The following is a 20462-nucleotide window of genomic DNA, read 5'->3' as shown; positions in this document are numbered from 1 at the left end:
CCCGTCGTCGACCTCCGAGAGAAGCAGCGTGCTCATACGACTTCTGCGGACCTACCTCAGGCCCTACCGAAAACCCATTGCCTGGCTGGTGCTGCTGCAGTTCCTGCAGACCTGCGCCACGCTCTACCTGCCCACGCTGAACGCGGACATCATCGACAAGGGTGTCGTCACCGGCGACACCGGCTACATCCTGTCCTACGGCGCCCTGATGATCGGCATCTCGCTGGCGCAGGTCGTGTGCAACATCGGTGCCGTGTACTACGGCGCCCGGACCGCGGCGGCGCTCGGCCGGGACGTGCGGGCCGCCGTCTTCGACCGGGTGCAGTCGTTCTCCGCGCGTGAGGTGGGGCACTTCGGCGCGCCCTCGCTGATCACCCGGACGACCAATGACGTCCAGCAGGTGCAGATGCTGGCGCTGATGACGTTCACGCTGATGGTGTCGGCGCCGATCATGTGCGTGGGCGGCATCGTGCTCGCCCTCGGCCTGGACGTGCCGCTGTCCGCGGTGCTGGTGGCCGTGGTGCCGGTCCTCGGCATCAGCGTGACCTTGATCGTGCGGCGGCTGCGGCCGCTGTTCCGGAGCATGCAGGTGCGTCTCGACACGGTGAACCGGGTGCTGCGCGAGCAGATCACCGGCAACCGCGTGATCCGTGCCTTCGTCCGCGACGAGTACGAGCAGCACCGCTTCCGCAAGGCCAACGCCGAGCTCACCGACATGGCGATGGGGACGGGCAAGCTGCTCGCGCTGATGTTCCCGATCGTCATGACGGTGGTGAACCTGTCGTCGATCGCGGTGGTGTGGTTCGGCGCCCATCGCATCGACAGCGGCGGGATGCAGATCGGTGACCTGACGGCCTTCCTCGCCTATCTCATGCAGATCGTGATGTCCGTGATGATGGCCACCTTCATGTTCATGATGGTGCCGCGCGCGGAGGTCTGCGCCGAGCGTGTCCAGGAGGTCCTGGACACGTCGTCGAGCGTGGTGCCGCCGGTCGTGCCGGTGCGGGAGCTGCGCCGGCACGGTCATCTGGAGATCCGGGGTGCCGGGTTCCGCTACCCGGGTGCCGAGGAGCCGGTGCTGAAGTCGATCGACCTGGTCGCGCTGCCGGGCGAGACGACCGCCGTCATCGGCTCGACGGGCAGCGGGAAGTCGACCCTGCTGGGCCTCGTCCCGCGACTGTTCGACGCGACCGACGGGCGGGTGCTCGTGGACGGGGAGGACGTGGCGACCATCGATCCCCAGCTGCTGGCCAGGACCGTCGGGCTGGTGCCGCAGAAGCCGTACCTGTTCGCCGGGACGGTCGCGACCAACCTGCGCTACGGCAATCCGGACGCGACGGACGAGGAGCTGTGGCAGGCGCTTGAGGTGGCGCAGGCCAAGGAGTTCGTCGAGCGGCTGGAGGGCGGGCTGAACGCGCCCGTCTCGCAGGGCGGGACCAATGTCTCCGGTGGGCAGCGGCAGCGGCTCGCGATCGCGCGGACGCTGGTCCAGCGCCCGGAGATCTATCTCTTCGACGACTCCTTCTCCGCCCTCGACTACGCCACCGACGCCGCGCTGCGTGCGGCGCTCGGGCGCGAGACCGCCGAGGCGACCGTCGTCATCGTCGCCCAGCGGGTGGCGACCATCCGGGACGCCGACCGGATCGTCGTGCTCGACGAGGGGCAGGTCGTCGGCACGGGCCGGCACCACGAGCTGATGGCGGACAACGAGACATACCGGGAGATCGTTCTCTCCCAGCTGACGGAAGCGGAGGCTGCCTGATGGCCGGGCCGATGGGGCGGATGATGGCCGGCGGCGGCCCCGATCAGCGCTCGCTGGACTTCAAGGTCTCGGGCAGGCGACTGATCGCGCAGTTCAAGCCCGAGCGGGTCACCATCTACGCGCTGCTGGTCTGCGTGGTCGTGAGCGTGGGCCTCTCGGTCGCCGGACCGAAGATCCTCGGTGCGGCCACCGACCTGGTCTTCGCGGGCATCGTCGGGCGGCAGTTCGAGTCCGGGATGAGCAAGGAGCAGGCCCTCGCGGCCATGCGGGAGCGCGGCGACAACCAGATCGCCGACATGCTGCGCAGCACCGACTTCACACCGGGCCAGGGCATCGACTTCGGCGCGGTGGGGAACGTACTGCTCTTCGCACTCGCCGTGTTCCTCGTGGCCGGTCTGCTGATGGCGGTGGCGACGCGGCTGGTGAACCGTGCCGTGAACCGGACGATGTTCCGGATGCGGGAGGACGTCCAGACGAAGCTGTCGCGGCTGCCGCTGTCGTACTTCGACAAGAGCCGGCGCGGTGAGGTGCTGTCCCGGGCGACCAACGACATCGACAACATCGGGCAGACGCTCCAGCAGTCGATGGGCCAGCTCATCAACTCGGTGCTCACCATCATCGGTGTGCTGGCGATGATGTTCTGGGTGTCGTGGCTGCTGGCACTGGTCGCGCTGGTGACCGTGCCGCTGTCCTTCGTGGTCGCCACGCGCGTCGGCAAGCGGTCGCAGCCGCACTTCGTGCAGCAGTGGCGCACCACCGGCAAGCTCAACGCGCACGTCGAGGAGATGTACACCGGGCACACCCTGGTGAAGGTCTTCGGGCGGCAGGAGGAGTCGGCGCAGCAGTTCGCCGAGCAGAACGAGGAGCTGTACGAGGCCGGGTTCAAGGCGCAGTTCAACAGCGGGGTCATGCAGCCGCTGATGCTGTTCGTGTCGAACATCAACTACGTCCTGGTCGCGGTGGTCGGCGGTCTGCGCGTGGCGTCCGGCTCGCTGTCCATCGGTGACGTGCAGGCCTTCATCCAGTACTCGCGGCAGTTCTCGATGCCGCTGACGCAGGTCGCGTCGATGGCGAACCTCGTGCAGTCGGGTGTCGCCTCGGCGGAGCGGATCTTCGAGCTGCTGGACGCCGAGGAGCAGGGCGCGGATCCCGTGCCGGGTGTGCGGCCCGAGGAGCTGCGGGGGCGGGTGGCGCTGGAGGGCGTGTCCTTCCGGTACGACCCGGAGAAGCCGCTGATCGAGGACCTGTCGCTGGCGGTGGAGCCCGGGCACACGGTCGCGATCGTCGGTCCCACGGGTGCCGGCAAGACGACGCTGGTGAACCTGCTGATGCGCTTCTACGACGTGTCGTCCGGGCGCATCACCCTCGACGGGGTCGACATCGCCCGGATGTCCCGGGACGAACTGCGGGCCGGGATCGGGATGGTGCTGCAGGACACGTGGCTGTTCGGCGGCACGATCGCGGAGAACATCGCGTACGGCGCCTCCCGGGACGTCACCCGGGGCGAGATCGAGGAGGCGGCTCGGGCCGCCCACGCCGATCGGTTCATCCGTACGCTGCCCGACGGGTACGACACGGTGATCGACGACGAGGGCAGCGGGGTCAGCGCCGGTGAGAAGCAGCTGATCACCATCGCTCGGGCGTTCCTGTCGGATCCGGTGATTCTGGTGCTGGACGAGGCGACGTCGTCGGTCGACACCCGTACGGAGGTGTTGATCCAGAAGGCGATGGCGAAGCTCGCGCATGGGCGCACGTCGTTCGTGATCGCGCATCGGTTGTCGACCATCCGGGACGCGGACACGATCCTCGTCATGGAGAACGGCTCGATCGTGGAACAGGGCGCGCACGAGGAGCTGTTGGCGGCCGACGGGGCGTATGCGCGGTTGTACAAGGCGCAGTTCGCCCAGGCGGTGGCCGAGGTGGACTGATCGGCCGGTCGGCACACAGTCTCCGCCCTCCCCGTCGGGGAGGGCGGAGACTGTGCTCTTCTCTCCTCCTACTTTCTTGCCGCGATCCCATCGTCTGACGGGAATCAGCCGCCCGTGCCGTCCCTACGCTGCCGACGTGGGGAGCAAACCTGTGATCGACGGCTCGGCCGAAACCTGGGCACCCGCCGTCGGCGAACACTTGAACTGGATCCGCGACGTCCTGAGGGGGCCCGCCCTGCCGGCCCGGCGGCGCGACGAGCTGTGGTCCGGTCTGCGGGCCGTGCAGCGGCGCGCGGACGATCCGGAACTACGCATCGCCGTCTTCGGCGAGGCGTCGAGCGGCAAGAGCACCCTGCTCAACGCCTTTCTCCGCCGACGGCTGCTGCCTTCGTCGGCCCGGGTGACCACCACCGTCACGACGGTGCTGCGGTATCACGACGGCACCGAGGGCCTGCGTCTGCGGACCGCCGACGGGACCGAACTGAGCTGGCCGTCGGCAGCCTTCGGCGACTGGGCCGACGGTGCGCGCACTCCCCCCGCGGACAGCCTGGAAGCCGCCTTGGACCAGGTCCTCACCACCGACCTGGCACTCCTGGTACGGGACTTGGAGGTGCGCTCCCCGGTCCGGCTGCTGGGCGACGGCGTGGCGTTACTGGACACCCCGGGCTTCAGCGTGACCGACCCCGGGCACCGGGAACTCGCCGAGGCGGCGGCGGGTCTGGCGGATCTGGCGGTGGTGGTCGTGCCCGCCGTCGCGGCGATGTCGATGACCCTGACGGACTTTCTCACAGGACCGCTGCGGAACCATCTCGACCGGTGCGTCTTCGTGATCACCAAGATCGATCTCATCGACGAGGACGAACGGGGCGGGACCGTCGAGTTCGTCGGGGACCGGCTCAAGGCGATGGGCATCGTCGATCCGCTGCTGCTGCCCTGCGCTCCGGGAAAGGCGCTGGAGGAGATCGGCGGGCAGGCCGGCGGGCTGCGGACGGCTCCGGAGCACCAAAGTCATCTGTCCGGCTTCCGTACGGCGGAGCGGCGGCTCCTGCGGCTGGCCATGGACCGGCGGGAGTCCGCCATCGCGGCCACCGTGCTGACCCTGCTCTCCCGGCTGCTGGCTGCCGTGGAGGAGACCGCCGACGCCCAGCGCGCCGAGCAGCGCCGTGCTGAACGCGCGCTGGCCGCCCTGTCCCTACCGGACTTCCCGGGGTTTCTTGACGCCTGGACCAGGCGTGCCCTCGACAAGGTGAATGCCGGGGCGGAGTACGCCGCGAGGAGCGCCGCGGCTCGATCGGAACGCTCCGAGCTGGACGACAAGGTGGTTTCCGCGGTAGCCGGTGACAAGATCGACAACATTCGCGAGGCCGCCTCGGAGGTCTCTCGGATCGTCCGCCTCCACCTGCGGCAGGAAGCCGAGCGGACGGCCCGTGCCGCGGCGGGGCGGGCCGGTGAGCTGCTGGCCGCCGAAGCCGAGGAGCTCGCCCGGAACTTCGCGGCACAGTACGGCACACTCGCGGGACTGGCCGGCGAGGCGCCTGCCGCGCCCGTGGTACCGGTGACGAACCTGGAGCTGCCCGACCTGGAGCTGTCCGGCATCGACCAGGCCCTGACCGCGGTCGGCGCCGAACTGACCGCCGTCGACAACTGGCGTACCGGTGGCGGTGCGGCGGCCGGGGCCGTCATCGGCAGCATGATCGCCCCCGGTGTCGGCACCGTCATCGGGGGCGCGCTCGGGGCCTTCGTGGGCAAACGCGGCCGGGACACGGCCCGGACACAGTTCCTGCAGAAGGCGCGCCCGCTCATCGCCGCCGCGCACAGCGAGGTCACCGCCCTGCGCTCCGCCTCGCTCCAGCGCATCTCCCAGGGCGTGGGCGACAGTGTCGCGGCACTCCGGCAGAAGTACGAGGTCGAGTTCAGCGACGAGATCGTCCGGCTCACCCTGGCCAACGAACGTCGGCGGGCCGCACTGGTGTTCGACATCGCCGCCGCCGAACAGACCGTGGCCCACGCCCGGCACCGACGTGAGCAGGTCGCCGTCCTGCGCCGCGGCACTTCAGTCGCCCTGTAAGCATCCAAGGAGTCGTACGCCATGGACACTCAGCCCGATCCTCAGGACCCGCCCACCCTCGACCCGCCGGCCGTCGGCACGACCACCGAGAGCGGTGACCGGCCTGGCCGCGTGGGCGATGCGGAAGACGCCCCGGCCTTCCACGCCCCGCACGTCGCCGATGTCGGCACCGACGCGCCCGGCTGGCTGCGGGAGGCGCAGACGCTGGCGGCGGACTACCGGCTGGACCGCATCGGTGAGGACCTGGAGGCGCTGGCCGACGGGCGGGGCCGGCGGTTGTTCCGGGTCGCCGTGGTGGGTGAGTTCAACCGCGGCAAGTCCACCCTCGTCAACCGCCTGCTCGGCCGGAACCTGCTGCCGACCGGCTCGTTGCCGGTGACCCGGGTTCCGGTGGTGGTCCGGGCGGCCGAGGACGAGGTGCTCACCATCCGCTGGCCGGACGGCCGGCGAGAACTGCGCCGTCTCGACGCGGACGGCGCATGGGACGGCCTCACGGGGGCCGTGCCCGAGGAGGGCTCCGGGACGACGAACGGGGGAGCCCCGGAGCCCTCCGTGACCCTCACCGTCGCCGACGACTGGCTGGACGGGCTGGACGCCGAACTGGTGGACACCCCCGGCGTCAACTTCGGCAACGACGGTCAGCTGGAGCAGGTACGCGAGGTCGCCGCGGGATGCGACGCCGTCCTGTTCGTCGTCTCCGCGCTGTCCCCGCTGGGCATCACGGAACGCGGCCTGCTGGAGGAGGAGGTGCTGCGCCGGCACATCCCCTTCGTCGCCGTCGTGGTGACGATGCTGGACCTGGTCGACGCCGGGGACCGGGCCGAGGCCCTGGAGGATCTCGGGCGACGGCTGTCCGGACTGGCGAACCTTACGGTGCTGCCCGCGCCCGAACCCGGGGCCGGGCAGGCCGAGGTGGCCGCGCTGCACGCATTGGCGGAGGGTTTCGCCCGGCGGGACGGGCGCGCCGTGTGGCGGGACCGGCGGATCGCCGCCCAGGTCGCGGACCACTGCGACGCGATGACCGCGATCGCGAGCCGGACCATGGCGATGGACCGGCTCTCCGCGGAGGAGGCCGAGGAAGCTGCCAAGAAGGCGCAGGCGGCGCTGGAGGACGAGGAGCGGCGGTGGGAGCAGCTGCGCATCGATCTGACCGCGCGGCAGCTCGCCCTCACCACCCGGCTGCGGGAGTACGTCCAGGGCAAACGCGACGGGCTGATCGAGCGGCTGCGCTGGGAACTGGACCGGACCGGTGACCCGTGCGGCTGGTGGGAGCGTGATCTGCCGTTCCGGCTGCGGCACGAACTGTCCGTCCTGGCAAAGGAGTCCGAGCGCGCCGTACTGCTGCCGACCCTCACCGCCGACAGCGGCTGGCTGGACGCGGAGGTGGCCGGCCGGCTGCCCGGGGCCCGGCCGAGCTGGATCCCTGCCTCGGGCGGGCTGAAGCTGTCGGCCGAGCCCGAGATCTCCGGCGAGGTCTCCAGCCTGTCCGGGGTCCGGCTGGCCACGAGGCTGGGCGCACAGGGCGGGGCCATCGTCGGCTACCTGATCGCCGCTGCCCGCCACGCACCGCTGCCGATGATCTACGGCGCCGGTTTCAGCCTCGTCGGCGGGCTGCTCGCCGAGGCGTCCATCAGGGCCGCCACCGAGGCCCAGCGCAGTGAGGTGGACGCGCTGCTGGTCCGGGTCGTCGACGAGACCACCACGGCCTTCCAGCGGCGGGCGGTTGAGCTGCTCTCCGAGGTCTACGCGGACGTGTTCGAACAACTCCGGCAGTCGCACCTCGCCTGGCACGACGCCTGGCGGACGGTGGCCGACTCCAGGTCCGACGGTGACAGGGACTGGGAGTCCCTGGCCCGCTCCGCCGCCGCCCTGGCCGCACGCATCCGGGCCGGGCTCCGGGCCTGACCCGTACTCAGAAAGCCTCCACAGCTTCAGACCCGAACAGAGAGGACGTACGGACCATGAGCACGGAAGAAGGCGGGTACGCCGCCGCGGCGGCGCAGCGACTGCGTCTGACCGGCATCTGCCGCCAACTCGGCAAGATCGCCGAACAGATCGGCGACACCGGAGCGGAAAGCCTGGTGTCCGACATCCTGCAGCGGATGGACACCGACGCCTTCTACGTGATGGTGGTCGGCGACTTCAAACGCGGCAAGTCCACCTTCGTCAATGCCCTGCTGGGAGCCCAGGTGCTGCCGGTCAAGGCGGTACCCGCCACCGCGGTCATCACCGAGGTCAAGTTCGGCGACTCCCCGGCCGCTCAGCTGTGGAAGGAGGACTCCGTCTCCCCGGAGCCCGTCGACCCCGAGCGGCTCGTCGAGCTCATCACCGTCAACAACAAGGCACACGGCCAGCGCAACCCCTATGTCAAGGCCGAGGTCATCTGGCCGCTGGAGCTGTGCCGCAACAACGTGGTGCTGGTCGACTCGCCCGGTCTCAACGACCATGAGAGCCGCGACGAGATCACCCTCGGCTACCTCCGCAAGGCCGACGCGGTGATCTTCCTCCAGCACGCCATCGCCCCCATGAGCATGGACGAGACCCAGTTCCTGAGCTCCTATCTGGAGGCCTACGACCCGTTCTTCGTCTTCACCTACTTCGACGCCATCGACGACCACGAGCGCGGGGAGGTCACGGCCGCCGCCCGCCACCGCATCACCGCTCTGCGCGGCGAGGAACGCGACGCGGGCCGCTTCTTCTTCGTGGACGGCAAGACGGCGCTGCGTGCCAGGATCGCCGGGGACACCGCCGCCTACAACTCCTCCGGCGTGGCCGCTCTGGAGAGTGCGCTCGAACACTATCTGGCCACCGAACGGCACAAGGTCAAGATTCTCGCCCCGGCCCGTGCCCTGCGCGGTCTGGCCCGCGAACTGGACCGCAACATCCCGCACGAGCTCGCGATGCTCGACTCGCGGACCGGAGAACTGGAGCGCCGCTGGGAGAGCGCCCAGCAGCCGCTGCGCGAACTCCAGGCCCAGGCCCGGCAGATCACCATGGACGTCGACAACCAGACCCGGATGCTCCAGGAACGGGTGGAGAACCTGCTCGGGGGCTTCCTGGCGGCGGTCGCGGACGAGGCCCCGCTCGTAGCCGCCGACGTCACCCTCACCACCAAGCTCGGTATGAACCCCCTCAAGCTCAAGGAACGCGTCGAGCAGGTCGCCGGGGAGATCGCCGCCGGCACCGCGAAGAGGATCGAGGAGAAGGTGGCCCAGTGGGTGTCCGGGTCGCTGGAGCCGGTGATCGCCCAGGATCTGGAGAAGCTCGCCGAGCGGTTGAACACGGAACTGGGCTCCTTCGAGGCCCGCCTCGACCAGCTGCGGGTCGATCTCACCGGGGTGACGGGCGCCGCCGCGGCCGGTGAGCGTCAGCAGGAGCCACCGCTCACCCGGTTCCTGGCCGGGGTGGGCGGCTTCGTCCTCGGCGGGGTGGCCGGCGGCATGATGGGCGCGCAGTTCGGCGTCAAGGAGGCGCTGCGCGCCCTGCTGCCGACCATGGCCATCGCCATGGTGTGGCTGTTCACCCCGTTCGGACTGCCCACCCTGATCGCCGGTCTGGTAATCCAGGGCATCGCGCAGAGCAACATGGCGGGCGGCCGGCTGGAGACCAGGATGCGGGAGGCCGTCGGCCGGGAGATGGCCACCCAGATCCGGCTGGAGGCCCCCAAGCAGGCCCGAGTGGCCGCCAAGTCCTTCACCGCCGAGACCATGCGGCCCCTCACGGAGTCCGTCAACAGCGGGCTGTCCTCCCGTATCGAGGAGCTGACCCGCAGTGTGGCGACGGCCCAGGAAGCCCGGGAGCAGGGCGCGGACGCCGTCGACCAGCGCCGCATCGAACTCAAGCAGTTGGACGAACAGCTGCGGCGCACCGGCGAGGACCTCGACGACCTGGTGGACGACCTGGTGAGGATGTGATGGCCCGATACCGCAGGCGGCTGTGCCTGGCCGTGGACCTCCGCCACTACAGCCGCCACACCTACCCCGAGCAGCAGGACGCGCAGTACCGGCTCCGGCTGGTGGTCGAGCATGCGCTGCGCCGGGCCCGTGTCCCGCGGGTTCGTGCGCAGCAGCAGCTCCAGGGAGACGGCCAGCTGGTCGTCTTCCCGGCGGGCATCGATGTGGTGCGGGCCGTCCCGGCGCTGGTTCTCGGGCTGCGTGACGGCCTGTACCAGGCCAACCGGGCTCCCGGGCTCTTCGGCCGGCTCCGGATGCGGGCCGGCGTGGGCCAGGGGGCGATCTCGCGGGCCGAGCGGGGCTACCTCGGGGACTGTGTGGTGCTGGTGAACCGGCTGATCGACTCCGCGCCGGTGCGGGACGCGCTCGCGGCCGACACCGACAGCGACCTTGCGCTGGCCGTCTCGGAGGGCATCTACCGGGATGTGATCCTCCCTCAGGCATTGGGGCTGTCCGCCGGTGAGTTCCGCCGTATCGACGTGGTGCTCCAGGACAAGGACTTCGCCTCGAGTGCCTGGCTGCACGTGCCCAGGTCGGCACCGGCCAGGGATCTGGGTCCGGAGCAGGTGATCTGGGGCCACTCGCCGGGCCGTACCGCCCTGCGGGAGTTCGTGGTCCCGGCGCTGGGGGCGGCGCACCTCGCGGCGACCGTGGTCTCGCACAGCGGGACGCTGCGTGAATGGGTACTGCCCGGGAGCCACAACGGAGAACCGGCGACGCAGGCGGCGACCGTCGCGGATGACGCCGATTTCGAGGGCCCGGACCACGAGCATCGCGGCGAGCCGCATCACGAAGACGGGCATCACGAAGACGGGCACCACGCCGACCTGCACCAGTCCGACGCGTATCACTCCGACGCGTACGGGCCGGACGACGGACATCACTCGGATCCGTACCACCCGAGCCCCTACCACCCGCACCCGTACCACCCCGATCCCCACCACGCCGATCCCTACCACCCGGCCTCCGGTGACCAGCAGGCCGACCCGTTCCACCCGCAGGACGTGGGCCATCACCACTTCCCCGATTTCCAAGACGGTGGGCACTGAGCGATGGCCGAACACGAGCCGACAGCACACGACATGACAGCGGCCGTCGCCGCGTTGACCTCCTTTCAGCTGGTCACGCAACAGGCCGATGCGAAGGCGGGCACGATGGTCACGGTGCATGTCGGCCTCGCCGCCGTCATCGCCACCCGGGTGGGGGAGGTCGGCGTCCCGGCCCCGATCGCGCCTTTGGCCGTGCTCTTCTGGCTGGCCACCCTCGCCTATGGGTTCGCCTTCACCGTGTCGGGCTATCTGCTGATGCAGGTGATCCGTCCGCGCAAGGCCCCGCTGGCCGCGTCCAACCGGTTCTCGCTGGACGCGGCCGAAGGCAGCGAGGCGGACCGCGAGCGGCCGCTGACCGAGCTGTGGGCGACGGCAGGCGCCGTCGCCCGGATCGCCGAGCTGAAGAACCGCTATGCGGCCCGCGCTGTCATCTGGGTCTCCGCGATGGTGCTGGCGGCGGCTTCATGGCTGGTCCTGGCAGGAGCGACGCGGTGAGTGGCGAGGTGCCCCAGACCGTCCCGGCGATCCGGCTGAGCTCGGACACGTCCCGCACCAGAATCCGCCGGTAGCCCGTTTCGATGACCGCCTGCTCGCGCAGGGACCGTAACACCCGGTGCACACTCGGTTCGGAAGCGCCGACCAGTTCGGCCAGTTCGGGTTGCGTCAGCGCCACTCCTATCGCTATGCCGCTCTCACCGGACCGGCCATACACCCGTGCGAGTTCCCCGAGGACCCGGGCCACCCGCGTCATCACCGCGCAGCTGCCGAATTCCTGTCGGCGCCGGGTTGCCCAGCGGAGCTTCCCGGCCACGGCACGCATCACGGCCTGAGCGGCGTCGTCGTGGAGTGCCAGGACGGCGAGGAAGTCCTGGCTGCTGATCCGGTTGGCGACGCCCACGCCGGACGCCACGACCGTGGCGACACGGGGCTGGGCGTCGAAGCAGGCGAGTTCGCCGACGATGTCGCCGCCGGCCCGGACCGCCAGCAGCGCCTCACGGTTGTCCTCCGTCATCGCCAGCACCTTGAACCAGCCGCTCAGCAGCAGGAATACGTGCGAGCCAGATTCCCCTTCACGCAGCAGCCGCTCGCCGCCGGTGAAGTGCGTCCGTCGCCCCAAAGTGATCAGATGGTCGCGTGTCGGTGTCGACAGCTCGCCCAGAAGGCTCGCGGTCGGCCAGGGATTAGTCTCCGATTTCAGGGCGGATTGGGCGGATGCACTCCGCGTGGCGCTTGACGCCATGAACGAGCCCCCCTTGCATTGCCGTTCTTTCAGGCATCACGCCTGAATTTTTATTATGTGATGCTTGTCACCGCCTCAGTCGAATATTTTCTGATTTGCGCGATTTTGAGCGGGAAGTGACGGGTTACACCCAGCTCCAGTCGATATCCGGGCAGAGGCCGCCGAAGGGGATCAACTCAGGCGACCCCACCCGGGCGGGTGGGGTCGTCGTCGGTACATGGCTCCGGAGTACGTCAGTCCAGATAACCCCTCAGCTGATCCGCGAACGCATGGTCCCGCAGCTTGTTGAGGGTCTTCGACTCGATCTGCCTGATCCGCTCCCGAGTCACCCCGAAGATCCGCCCGATCTCCTCCAGCGTCCGGGGACGCCCGTCCGCCAGCCCGTAGCGGAGTTGGACGACCTTGCGTTCACGCTCGCCCAAAGTCGACAACACCGCTTCCAGGTGTTCCCGCAGCAGCAGAAACGCCGCCGACTCCACGGGTGACGCCGCGTCGCCGTCCTCGATGAGGTCGCCGAGCGCCACGTCGTCCTCCTCGCCCACCGGCGCGTGCAGCGACACCGGCTCCTGGGCCAGCCGCAGTACCTCGCTGACGCGCTCGGGCGCGAGGTCGAGGTGGGCGGCCACCTCGTCCGGCGTCGGTTCGTAGCCGCGTTCCTGCAGCATGCGGCGCTGGACGCGGACGACCCGGTTGATCAACTCGACGACGTGGACCGGCACTCGGATGGTTCGGGCCTGGTCGGCGAGGGCGCGGGACATGGCCTGGCGGATCCACCAGGTGGCGTACGTCGAGAACTTGTAGCCACGGGCGTAGTCGAACTTCTCGACGGCCCGGATCAGGCCGAGGTTGCCCTCCTGGACGAGGTCGAGCATGGTCAGCCCGCGGCCGACGTACCTCTTCGCGACGGACACGACGAGGCGCAGGTTCGCCTCGATCAGGCGGCGCTTGGCCATCCGGCCCATGACGACCAGGCGGTCCAGGTCGAGGGCGAGGCGGCTCTCCAGGTCGGGGGTGCTGCTCAGCTTCTCCTCGGCGAACAGGCCGGCTTCGACCCGGCGGGCGAGTTCGACCTCCTCGGCCGCGGTGAGCAGGGGGATGCGGCCGATCTCCCGCAGGTACTGGCGGAACAGGTCGGAGGAGGGGCCGCTGGTGTCGGCGGCGCGGGTACGGGCCGGCAGCGGTGCTTCCACCGGCTCGGCGGCCTCGGCGCCGTCCAGCGCACCGACCGGCGGCTCCGCGGGCTCGGGCGAGGCCTCCGGCTCCGCCTCGGGGTGGTGCGCGACACGGCTCTGCGGCGGGACCGCGACGAGAACGTCGGTCTCCGCGTCCGGCTCCGTGCCGTCCGAACTCTTGTCGGTCTCGATCAGGGTCTGGGTCTGCACGGGGGCGACCTCCAGGATGATCGCTGCCGAGGCGTACGGCAGCGCTGCTTCGAGGGCGGAGTCGGCGGCCTCGCCGCTGTCCGTCCCGTACGCGATGAGCGGAACCGCGGGGGTGTGGGACCCGTGGGGAACGGATCGGCCGCGCTCCGAGGACTCAGGCACCGGAACCCAGTGTGGAGTACGACACATCGCCGCCACGAGGGGCGTGCGGTGACTTTTTGCGTCCGGTCCGTGACCGCGTGGTCACCCTGCCGTACGCGGAAGCCCGCGGATCCGTCAGAGCGCCGCGGCGCCCTGCCCCTGCAATGCCTGGTCGTACTGCTGGAGCACCCACAGCTCGTTCTGTACGGCGGCCAGTTGGGCGGGGTCGCCGCCCGAGGACAGGCGGGTCATCTGGGACTGGATGTCGCGGATTCGGCGCTCCACCGCGCGGCGGCGGACCTGGACCAGGACCGTGCCCGCGTACACCTCGTCGACGGTGCGGCGCATGATCGGCTCGACCGCCAGCTCCGTGACCATCGCGCGGACCTGGTCGTCGGGGGCCGCCTCGCGGACGCGGACCAGGTACTCCTGCGGGTCCCGGATGCCGAACTCCGCGCCGCCCGCGTCCATGATCGTCTGGCGTACGGCGGCGTAGGGCGCGGCGGTGAACTCGTCGACGCCGTACGCGTCGAAGGCCGGGGAGGCCAAATCGGGGCGCTGGAGGGCGAGTTTGAGGAGCTCGCGCTCGGTGGCGTAGACCGGGTTGCGCAGGGTGAGGGCCGGGCCGGAGGTGCGGGGGCCGGGGGCGGCGTCGTACTGCCGCGCGTCGCGGGACTGCGGGGCCGGGCCCCGTCCGCCCCGGTCGCGGGCCCAACGCGCCAGCTGTGCCACCCGCTTGACGACGAACTGGGTGTCCAGGATGCCGAGCATGCCGGCGAGCTGGACGGCCACCTCGTGCTGGGCGCCGCTGTTCTTGATGCGGGCGACGATCGGGGCCGCCTCGTCCAGCGCGGAGGCGCGGCCCGCGGGGGTGTCCAGGTCGTAGCGCAGGACGATCTGGCGCAGCGCGAACTCGAAGAGGGGGGTGCGGGGTTCGGCCAGGTCGGCGACCGCGTCGTCGCCCTTGGCAAGGCGCAGCTCGCAGGGGTCCATGCCGTCGGGCGCGATGGCGATGTACGTCTCCGCCGCGAACTTCTGGTCGTCCTCGAAGGCGCGCAGGGCCGCCTTCTGGCCGGCCGCGTCGCCGTCGAAGGTGAAGATGACGCGGGCCGAGCCGTTGTCCATCAGCAGCCGGCGCAGGATCTTGATGTGGTCGCCGCCGAAGGCCGTGCCGCAGGTGGCGATGGCGGTCGTGACGCCGGCGAGGTGGCAGGCCATGACGTCCGTGTAGCCCTCGACGACGACCGCGCGGCTCGACTTCGCGATGTCCTTCTTGGCGAGGTCGATGCCGTAGAGGACGTTGGACTTCTTGTAGATCGCCGTGTCCGGGGTGTTGAGGTACTTGGGTCCGTTGTCCGCCTCGTACAGCTTGCGGGCGCCGAAGCCGACCACGTCGCCGCCGATGTCGCGGATCGGCCACATCAGGCGGCCCCGGAAGCGGTCGATGGGGCCGCGGCGGCCCTCCTGCGACAGCCCGGACAGGAGCAGTTCCTTGTCGGTGAAGCCCTTGCCGCGCAGATAGCGGGTCAGGTGGTCCCAGCCCTGGGGGCTGTAGCCGACACCGAAGTGGACGGCGGCGGCCTGGTCGAAGCCGCGCTCGGCGAGGAAGATCCGGCCGGTGTCGGCCTCGGGGCTGCTCGCGAGCTGCTCGGCATACCACTCGGCGGCGATCTTGTGGGCCTCGACCAGGCGGATCCGCTCGCCGCGCTGGTGGGACGGGTTGTACCCGCCCTCCTCGTAACGCAGGGTGATGCCGGCCTGGGCGGCGAGCCGCTCGACCGCCTCGGAGAACGAGAGGTGGTCGACCTTCATCACGAACGTGATGGTGTCGCCGCCCTCCTGGCAGCCGAAGCAGTGGAAGAACCCCTTGCTCGGGCTGACCTGGAAGGACGGCGACTTCTCGTCATGGAAGGGGCACAGCCCCTTGAGGTTTCCGCCCCCGGCGTTGCGCAGCTGGAGGTACTCGGACACCACGGCGTCGATCGGGACCGCGTCCCGTACCGCCTTTACGTCCTCGTCGTTGATCCGTCCTGCCACGTGGTGATTCTACGGGGCAGAACTGACACTCCTGGGGCGAGTCCGGCCTTCGGCCGGGGGGTCCGGGGGTTGTCCCCCGGGAATTGCAGCACGGGTGCGGACTGACACCTACGGTGCGAGGGATTCGAGTGGAATGTGCGGGTCCGCCAAGGCGTCCGTGTTCACCTGTGCCTTCGAGCGGATCAGCTGCTGAATGGGGTCTGTGACGTCCCACACGTTCACGTTCATCCCGGCCAGCACCCGGCCGTCCTTCACCCAGAACGCGATGAACTCCCGCTTCCCGGCGTCCCCGCGGATCACCACCTCGTCGTACGACCCCGGCGGCGCCCATCCGCTGTACTCCATGCCCAAGTCGTACTGGTCGGAGAAGAAGTAGGGCACGCGGTCGTAGGTGACGTCGCGGCCCAGCATCGCCCGCGCCGCGGCCGGGCCGCCGTTGAGCGCGTTGGCCCAGTGCTCCACGCGCAGCCGGGTGTCGAAGAGCGCGTGCGGGAAGGAGGCGACGTCGCCGGCCGCGTAGATGTCGGGGTCGGAGGTGCGCAGCTGTTCGTCGACCACGACGCCGCGGCCGTAGGCGCGGTGGGCGATCTCCAGCCCGGCCGACTCCGCCAGCGAGGTGCGCGGGGCGGCGCCGATGGCCGCCAGGACGTCGTGCGCGGGGTGCTCCTCGCCGTCGTCGGTGCGGGCGGCCAGCACCATGCCGTCCTGGCCGACGATCTCCGTCAGCCGACGCCCGAAGTGGAAGCGCACGCCGCGCTCACGGTGCAGCTCGGCGAAGAGTCCGCCCAGCTCGGGGCCCAGCACTCCGTGCAGCGGCGTCGGCTCCGGCTCGATCACGGTGACCTCGGCGCCGTACTCGCGGGCCGCCGCCGCGACCTCCAGGCCGATCCAGCCGGCGCCGGCGATCACGATGTGCCCGTTGTCGCGGCCGAGCGAGGTGAGGACGCCCTTGAGGCGCTCGGCGTGCGCGAGCCGGCGCAGATGGTGGACGCCGGTCAGGTCCGTGCCCGGGATGTCCAGGCGGCGCGGCTCGGCGCCGGTGGCCAGCAGGAGCTTGTCGTAGTGGACGACGGTGCCGTCCTCGCCGAACCGCACTGTCTTCGCCGTACGGTCGATCGCGTCGACGGTCTGGCCGAGGTGCAGCTCGATGTCGTTGCGCGCGTACCAGGCGGGCTCGTGCACGAAGACGCTGTCGCGCTCCTCCTTGCCGAGGAGATAGCCCTTGGAGAGGGGCGGCCGCTCGTACGGGTGGTCGCGCTCGTCGCAGATCAATATCACCCGCCCGGTGAAGCCCTCCGCTCGGAGCGTCTCGGCCGCCTTCGCGCCGGCGAGTCCGCCTCCGACGATGACGAATGTCTGATCCGCGTCGACCACTTGATGCCTCCTCGTAAGGGTGCCGCCACATGAGCGTCCCGCACGCAGCGTGATGCGGGAAGAGGGGGTGACCCGATCAGGCCACGCAGGGTCACTTTCGAGTGCCCGTTCGCCACAGGTGTCTCAGCCGTACCGGTCGGGTGAGCGCACCGCCCCCGTGTCCCGGGTCCCGTCAGGCCCGCTGTGTGAGCCGTGTGTGCAGGGTGCGGGCCGACGCGTCCGTCAGGGAGGCGATCTGGTCGACGATCACACGCTTGCGGGCACGGTCGTCCTCGGCCTCGTCGAACAGGGCCCGGAACTGCGGGTCCAGCCCTTCGGGCGCACGGGCGGTGAGCGCCTCGGCCAGCTCGGCGACCACGATGCGCTGGTCGGCACGGAGCCGCTCCTGCTCGGCGCGCTGCATGACGTACCGGTCGGCGACGGCCTTGAGGACCGCGCACTCCAGGCGCGTCTCGTGCGGTACGACGAGTTCGGCGGCGTAGCGGGAGAGCCGGCCGGCGCCGTACGCGGTGCGCGTGGCGCTCTCGGCTGCCAGGCAGAACCGGCCGATGAGCTGGCTGGTGGCGTCCTTCAGGCGGGCCTGGGCGACGGCCGAACCGTCGTAGCCGTGCGGCCACCACGGTTCTTCCTGGAGCCGGTCGAGGGCGGCGGCCAGCTCGGCCGGGTCGGTGTCCTCGGGGACGTACCGACCGATGGCGACCGCGAAGATCTCCTGCCGCTCCGGCTCGGCGTGCAGGCAGTTGGGGTCGATGTGGCCGGCGTGCAGGCCGTCCTCGACGTCGTGCACCGAGTAGGCCACGTCGTCGGACCAGTCCATGACCTGGGCCTCGAAGGTGGTGCGGGTGCCGGGGGCGTCCTTGCGGACCCAGTCGAAGACCGGGCGGTCGTCATCGTAGACACCGAACTTCGGGGACTTCGGGTCGGTCGGGTGGGCGCCGCGCGGCCAGGGGTACTTGGTGGCGGCGTCGAGGGTGGCGCGGGTGAGGTTGAGGCCGACGGAGCCCTCCGGGGTGAACCGCTTGGGTTCGATGCGGGTGAGGAGCCGCAGGGACTGGGCGTTGCCCTCGAAGCCGCCGCAGTCCTCGGCGAATTCGTTCAGTGCCACTTCGCCGTTGTGCCCGAAAGGGGGGTGGCCGAGGTCGTGGGAGAGGCAGGCTGCTTCCACGAGGTCGGGGTCGCAGCCGAGGGCTGCGCCGAGCTCTCGGCCGACCTGGGCGCACTCCAGGGAGTGGGTCAGACGGGTGCGGGGGCTGGGGTCCCAGGCATGGCTGTGGGTTCCTGGGGTGACTACCTGTGTCTTGCCGGCGAGTCTTCTCAGGGCCGCGGAGTGGAGTACTCGGGCGCGGTCGCGTTGGAAGGCCGTGCGGCCCGGTCGTTTGTCGGGCTCGGCTGCCCAGCGTTCGACTGCCGACTCGTCGTAGTACATGCACCGACAGTACGGGCATGCACTGACAAACGGAGGGCAGTGTTGCGCCTACTCGTCTGCCGGGATCTGTCGGGTTGCGAGCGCGGGTGGTTCGTGGCTTGTCGCGCCCACGCGGCGCAGCCGCACATCGAATCAGCCCCGCGCCCCTAAAGACAGGGCGCCGCCTGGCCCGGCGCTCAAGCCGACGCCAATTCCGGTGTTGTCGTCAGCGGTGTTGTGACAGTGCTGTCGTAGCGGTGGAGGAGGAGGCGGGCCATCGCTGGGTGGGTGCCCAAGGGGGCCGAGGCGATCCATGGGGCCGCCTGGGCGCACTCTGTCGCGAAGCGGCCGGGGGCTGTGAAGTACGAGGCCACCGCCACCCTGGTGCGGCCCCGGGCCGCCAGGGCTGTGATGGCTTCCGGGACCGTCGGGGTCGCCGTGGTCGCGTAGGCCGGGATCACCGGGACGCCCAGGCGGTTGGCCAGGAGGTGGGCCGTGCGGGCCGTGTCGACCTTGGAATCGGGGTCGCGGGAGCCGGCCGCTGCCAGCACGACCGCGCTCGCTCGGCGGGTGGGCTCGTCCATGCGATTGCGCCAGCCGGCCTCGACGAGGCGGGCGTACAAGGCCTCGACCAGCAGGGGGTGCGGGCCGAGTGCGGGAGCCACGCGCGCGTGGACGTCGGCTTCGGCGGCCATCTCGGGGATGTCCCGCTTGACGTGGTAGCCGCGGCTGAGGAGGAGAGGGACGAGGACCGCCTCGCGGGTGCCGAGGGCGGCGAGGGTGTCGGGGAGCAGGGGCTCGTTCAGCTCGATGTGGCCGAGGTGGACCGGCAGGCCGGGGCGCAGGGCGCGGACCTTGTCGAGGAGCGCGCGTACGGTGCTCAGGGCGCGCGGGTCGCGGCTGCCGTGGGCCACGACGACGAGCGCGGGCGGTTCGGGCCGCCGTCTGCCGTCGAGCGAGACGAGGCTGAGCTGGCTGGCGAGCTGGCTGCTGATCCGGTTCATGAGGTGCGCCGTACTGTCGAGGTGGGCCGTCGTGGACTCGTCGTGAAGCGGGTTCGACGCCGTCATGAACCGATGGTGGCGGCAGGACGTTGCCTCCCCGTTGCGCGGGAATGACGGGTTTTTACACCGGGTTCACCGCGGGGGGTGCGGGGTGTGTGAGGTGGGGTGACCTGCGGTTTCGCAGTCCGAGTGAAGCTGGTCACGTCACCCGGGGTGAACCGCGGGGGCTGACGGGACGTCCCTTTGTGTCGAGGACAGGCGGTTCGCCGACCGGGGAGGGACCATCCACATGCGCCGACCGAAGCTGCGAAGACCACGTCTGCCGCGCACCCGCGCCGGGCAGCGGCGGCTGGTGCAGGCCGTGATGGCCGGGTGCGTGCTGGGGCTGCTTCCGGCCACCTGGATGTACGTCGTGACCGACGGCCGGCTGCACACCAAGGCCGACGTGCCGCGCACCGAAGTCGCGGTCGTATTCGGCGCCGGGCTGTGGGAGGGCGAGCCGTCCCCCTACCTCGCGCACCGCCTCGACGCGGCGGCCGAGCTGTACCGCGAGGGGCGGATCGAGGTCGTCCTCGTCACCGGCGACAACAGCCGCAAGGACTATGACGAGCCCGACGCCATGCGGACGTATCTGACCAGGCACGGCGTGCCCGACTCCCGCATCGTCAGCGACTACGCCGGGTTCGACACCTGGGACTCCTGCGTCCGCGCGAAGAAGATCTTCGGCGTCGACGAGGCGGTGCTGATCAGCCAGGGCTTCCACATCCGGCGGGCGGTCGCGCTGTGCCAGGAGGCGGGCGTGACGTCGTACGGGGTCGGGGTCGACGCCCGCCACGACGCCACCTGGTACTACGGCGGCACGCGGGAGATCCTCGCGGCCGGAAAGGCGGCCCTGGACGCCGTGTTCGAGCCGGATCCCCGGTTCCTCGGGCCGCGGGAGGCGGGGGTGGCGAACGCGTTGGCGGCGGAGCGGTGAGGCGCCCGGGCGGGACGGCGCATGCTCTTACGCGCAGGTTTGACGCGCGCACGCCAGCCAACTGTGTGAAGGGCCCGGCGGAAGCTGTCCGTGGTCGAGTGACTACCCATAGTGTCCATGGCAGTGCGGGGGCGGATCGGGCC

The 20462-nt window shown here is 70.5% G+C and carries 14 protein-coding genes; 8 read left to right on the top strand and 6 right to left on the bottom strand.

What is annotated here, in order from left to right:
* The first annotated feature begins 28 nt into the window (after positions 1–28).
* The 7 genes from OHT51_RS29000 to OHT51_RS28970 all read left to right on the top strand — a co-directional run bounded on the left by OHT51_RS29000 (position 29) and on the right by OHT51_RS28970 (position 11255).
* The gene (locus OHT51_RS29000) at positions 29–1762 is read left to right on the top strand and encodes an ABC transporter ATP-binding protein (RefSeq protein WP_328881857.1); all 1734 of its coding nucleotides are present in this window, start codon (positions 29–31) and stop codon (positions 1760–1762) included.
* Complete coding sequence (locus OHT51_RS28995; RefSeq protein ID WP_328881856.1) at positions 1762–3690, top strand: ABC transporter ATP-binding protein; 1929 nt, start codon at positions 1762–1764, stop codon at positions 3688–3690. The genes OHT51_RS29000 and OHT51_RS28995 overlap by 1 nt, the downstream gene beginning before the upstream one ends.
* Before the next feature lie 136 nt (positions 3691–3826).
* Entirely contained in the window at positions 3827–5758 is a 1932-nt protein-coding gene (locus OHT51_RS28990; protein ID WP_328881855.1) for a dynamin family protein, read from the top strand.
* A gap of 21 nt (positions 5759–5779) precedes the next feature.
* Positions 5780–7663 (top strand): dynamin family protein, encoded by a 1884-nt coding sequence (locus OHT51_RS28985; RefSeq protein ID WP_328881854.1) that lies wholly within the window; start codon positions 5780–5782, stop codon positions 7661–7663.
* A gap of 56 nt (positions 7664–7719) precedes the next feature.
* Positions 7720–9672 (top strand): dynamin family protein, encoded by a 1953-nt coding sequence (locus tag OHT51_RS28980; protein ID WP_328881853.1) that lies wholly within the window; start codon positions 7720–7722, stop codon positions 9670–9672.
* Complete coding sequence (locus OHT51_RS28975; RefSeq protein WP_328881852.1) at positions 9672–10760, top strand: hypothetical protein; 1089 nt, start codon at positions 9672–9674, stop codon at positions 10758–10760. Before OHT51_RS28980 ends, OHT51_RS28975 begins: the two co-directional genes overlap by 1 nt.
* Positions 10761–10793: 33 nt before the next feature.
* Complete coding sequence (locus tag OHT51_RS28970) at positions 10794–11255, top strand: hypothetical protein (protein ID WP_328881851.1); 462 nt, start codon at positions 10794–10796, stop codon at positions 11253–11255.
* Here the strand turns inward: OHT51_RS28970 and OHT51_RS28965 are convergent.
* The 6 genes from OHT51_RS28965 to OHT51_RS28940 form a co-directional block, all read right to left on the bottom strand.
* Positions 11188–11877 carry a Crp/Fnr family transcriptional regulator gene (locus tag OHT51_RS28965; RefSeq protein ID WP_328881850.1) on the bottom strand — a complete coding sequence of 230 codons (690 nt, stop codon included), beginning with the start codon at positions 11875–11877 and terminating at the stop codon, positions 11188–11190. The genes OHT51_RS28970 and OHT51_RS28965 overlap by 68 nt on opposite strands.
* 356 nt (positions 11878–12233) lie before the next feature.
* Complete coding sequence (locus OHT51_RS28960) at positions 12234–13544, bottom strand: RNA polymerase sigma factor (RefSeq protein WP_328881849.1); 1311 nt, start codon at positions 13542–13544, stop codon at positions 12234–12236.
* Positions 13545–13658: 114 nt separating this feature from the next.
* Positions 13659–15560 (bottom strand): DNA primase, encoded by a 1902-nt coding sequence (dnaG, locus tag OHT51_RS28955; protein ID WP_328881848.1) that lies wholly within the window; start codon positions 15558–15560, stop codon positions 13659–13661.
* Between the two features lie 108 nt (positions 15561–15668).
* Complete coding sequence (locus tag OHT51_RS28950) at positions 15669–16934, bottom strand: NAD(P)/FAD-dependent oxidoreductase (protein ID WP_328881847.1); 1266 nt, start codon at positions 16932–16934, stop codon at positions 15669–15671.
* A 172-nt stretch (positions 16935–17106) separates the two neighbouring features.
* Entirely contained in the window at positions 17107–18360 is a 1254-nt protein-coding gene (locus OHT51_RS28945) for a deoxyguanosinetriphosphate triphosphohydrolase (RefSeq protein WP_328881846.1), read from the bottom strand.
* Positions 18361–18536: 176 nt separating this feature from the next.
* On the bottom strand, positions 18537–19409 hold the full coding sequence (locus OHT51_RS28940) for a sirohydrochlorin chelatase (RefSeq protein WP_328881845.1): 873 nt from the start codon (positions 19407–19409) through the stop codon (positions 18537–18539).
* A gap of 223 nt (positions 19410–19632) precedes the next feature.
* Here OHT51_RS28940 and OHT51_RS28935 point away from each other — a divergent pair, with 223 nt between their 5' ends.
* Positions 19633–20319 (top strand): SanA/YdcF family protein, encoded by a 687-nt coding sequence (locus OHT51_RS28935; protein ID WP_328881844.1) that lies wholly within the window; start codon positions 19633–19635, stop codon positions 20317–20319.
* Positions 20320–20462 lie beyond the last annotated feature (143 nt).

This window comes from Streptomyces sp. NBC_00299 (assembly GCF_036173045.1).
GTDB lineage: Bacteria > Actinomycetota > Actinomycetes > Streptomycetales > Streptomycetaceae > Streptomyces > Streptomyces machairae.
Note: the sequence above shows the minus strand (reverse complement) of the source record. Positions and strands in the feature narration are given on the sequence as shown.

Excerpts from the sequence above, each read along its gene's own strand:
- OHT51_RS28995 (WP_328881856.1), top strand. The coding sequence starts at position 1,762 with ATGGCCGGGCCGATGGGGCGGATGATGGCCGGCGGCGGCCCCGATCAG.
- OHT51_RS28985 (WP_328881854.1), top strand. The coding sequence starts at position 5,780 with ATGGACACTCAGCCCGATCCTCAGGACCCGCCCACCCTCGACCCGCCG.
- OHT51_RS28980 (WP_328881853.1), top strand. The coding sequence starts at position 7,720 with ATGAGCACGGAAGAAGGCGGGTACGCCGCCGCGGCGGCGCAGCGACTG.
- OHT51_RS28975 (WP_328881852.1), top strand. The coding sequence starts at position 9,672 with ATGGCCCGATACCGCAGGCGGCTGTGCCTGGCCGTGGACCTCCGCCAC.
- OHT51_RS28970 (WP_328881851.1), top strand. The coding sequence starts at position 10,794 with ATGACAGCGGCCGTCGCCGCGTTGACCTCCTTTCAGCTGGTCACGCAA.
- OHT51_RS28945 (WP_328881846.1), bottom strand. The coding sequence starts at position 18,360 with ATGTACTACGACGAGTCGGCAGTCGAACGCTGGGCAGCCGAGCCCGAC.
- OHT51_RS28940 (WP_328881845.1), bottom strand. The coding sequence starts at position 19,409 with ATGACGGCGTCGAACCCGCTTCACGACGAGTCCACGACGGCCCACCTC.
- OHT51_RS28935 (WP_328881844.1), top strand. The coding sequence starts at position 19,633 with ATGCGCCGACCGAAGCTGCGAAGACCACGTCTGCCGCGCACCCGCGCC.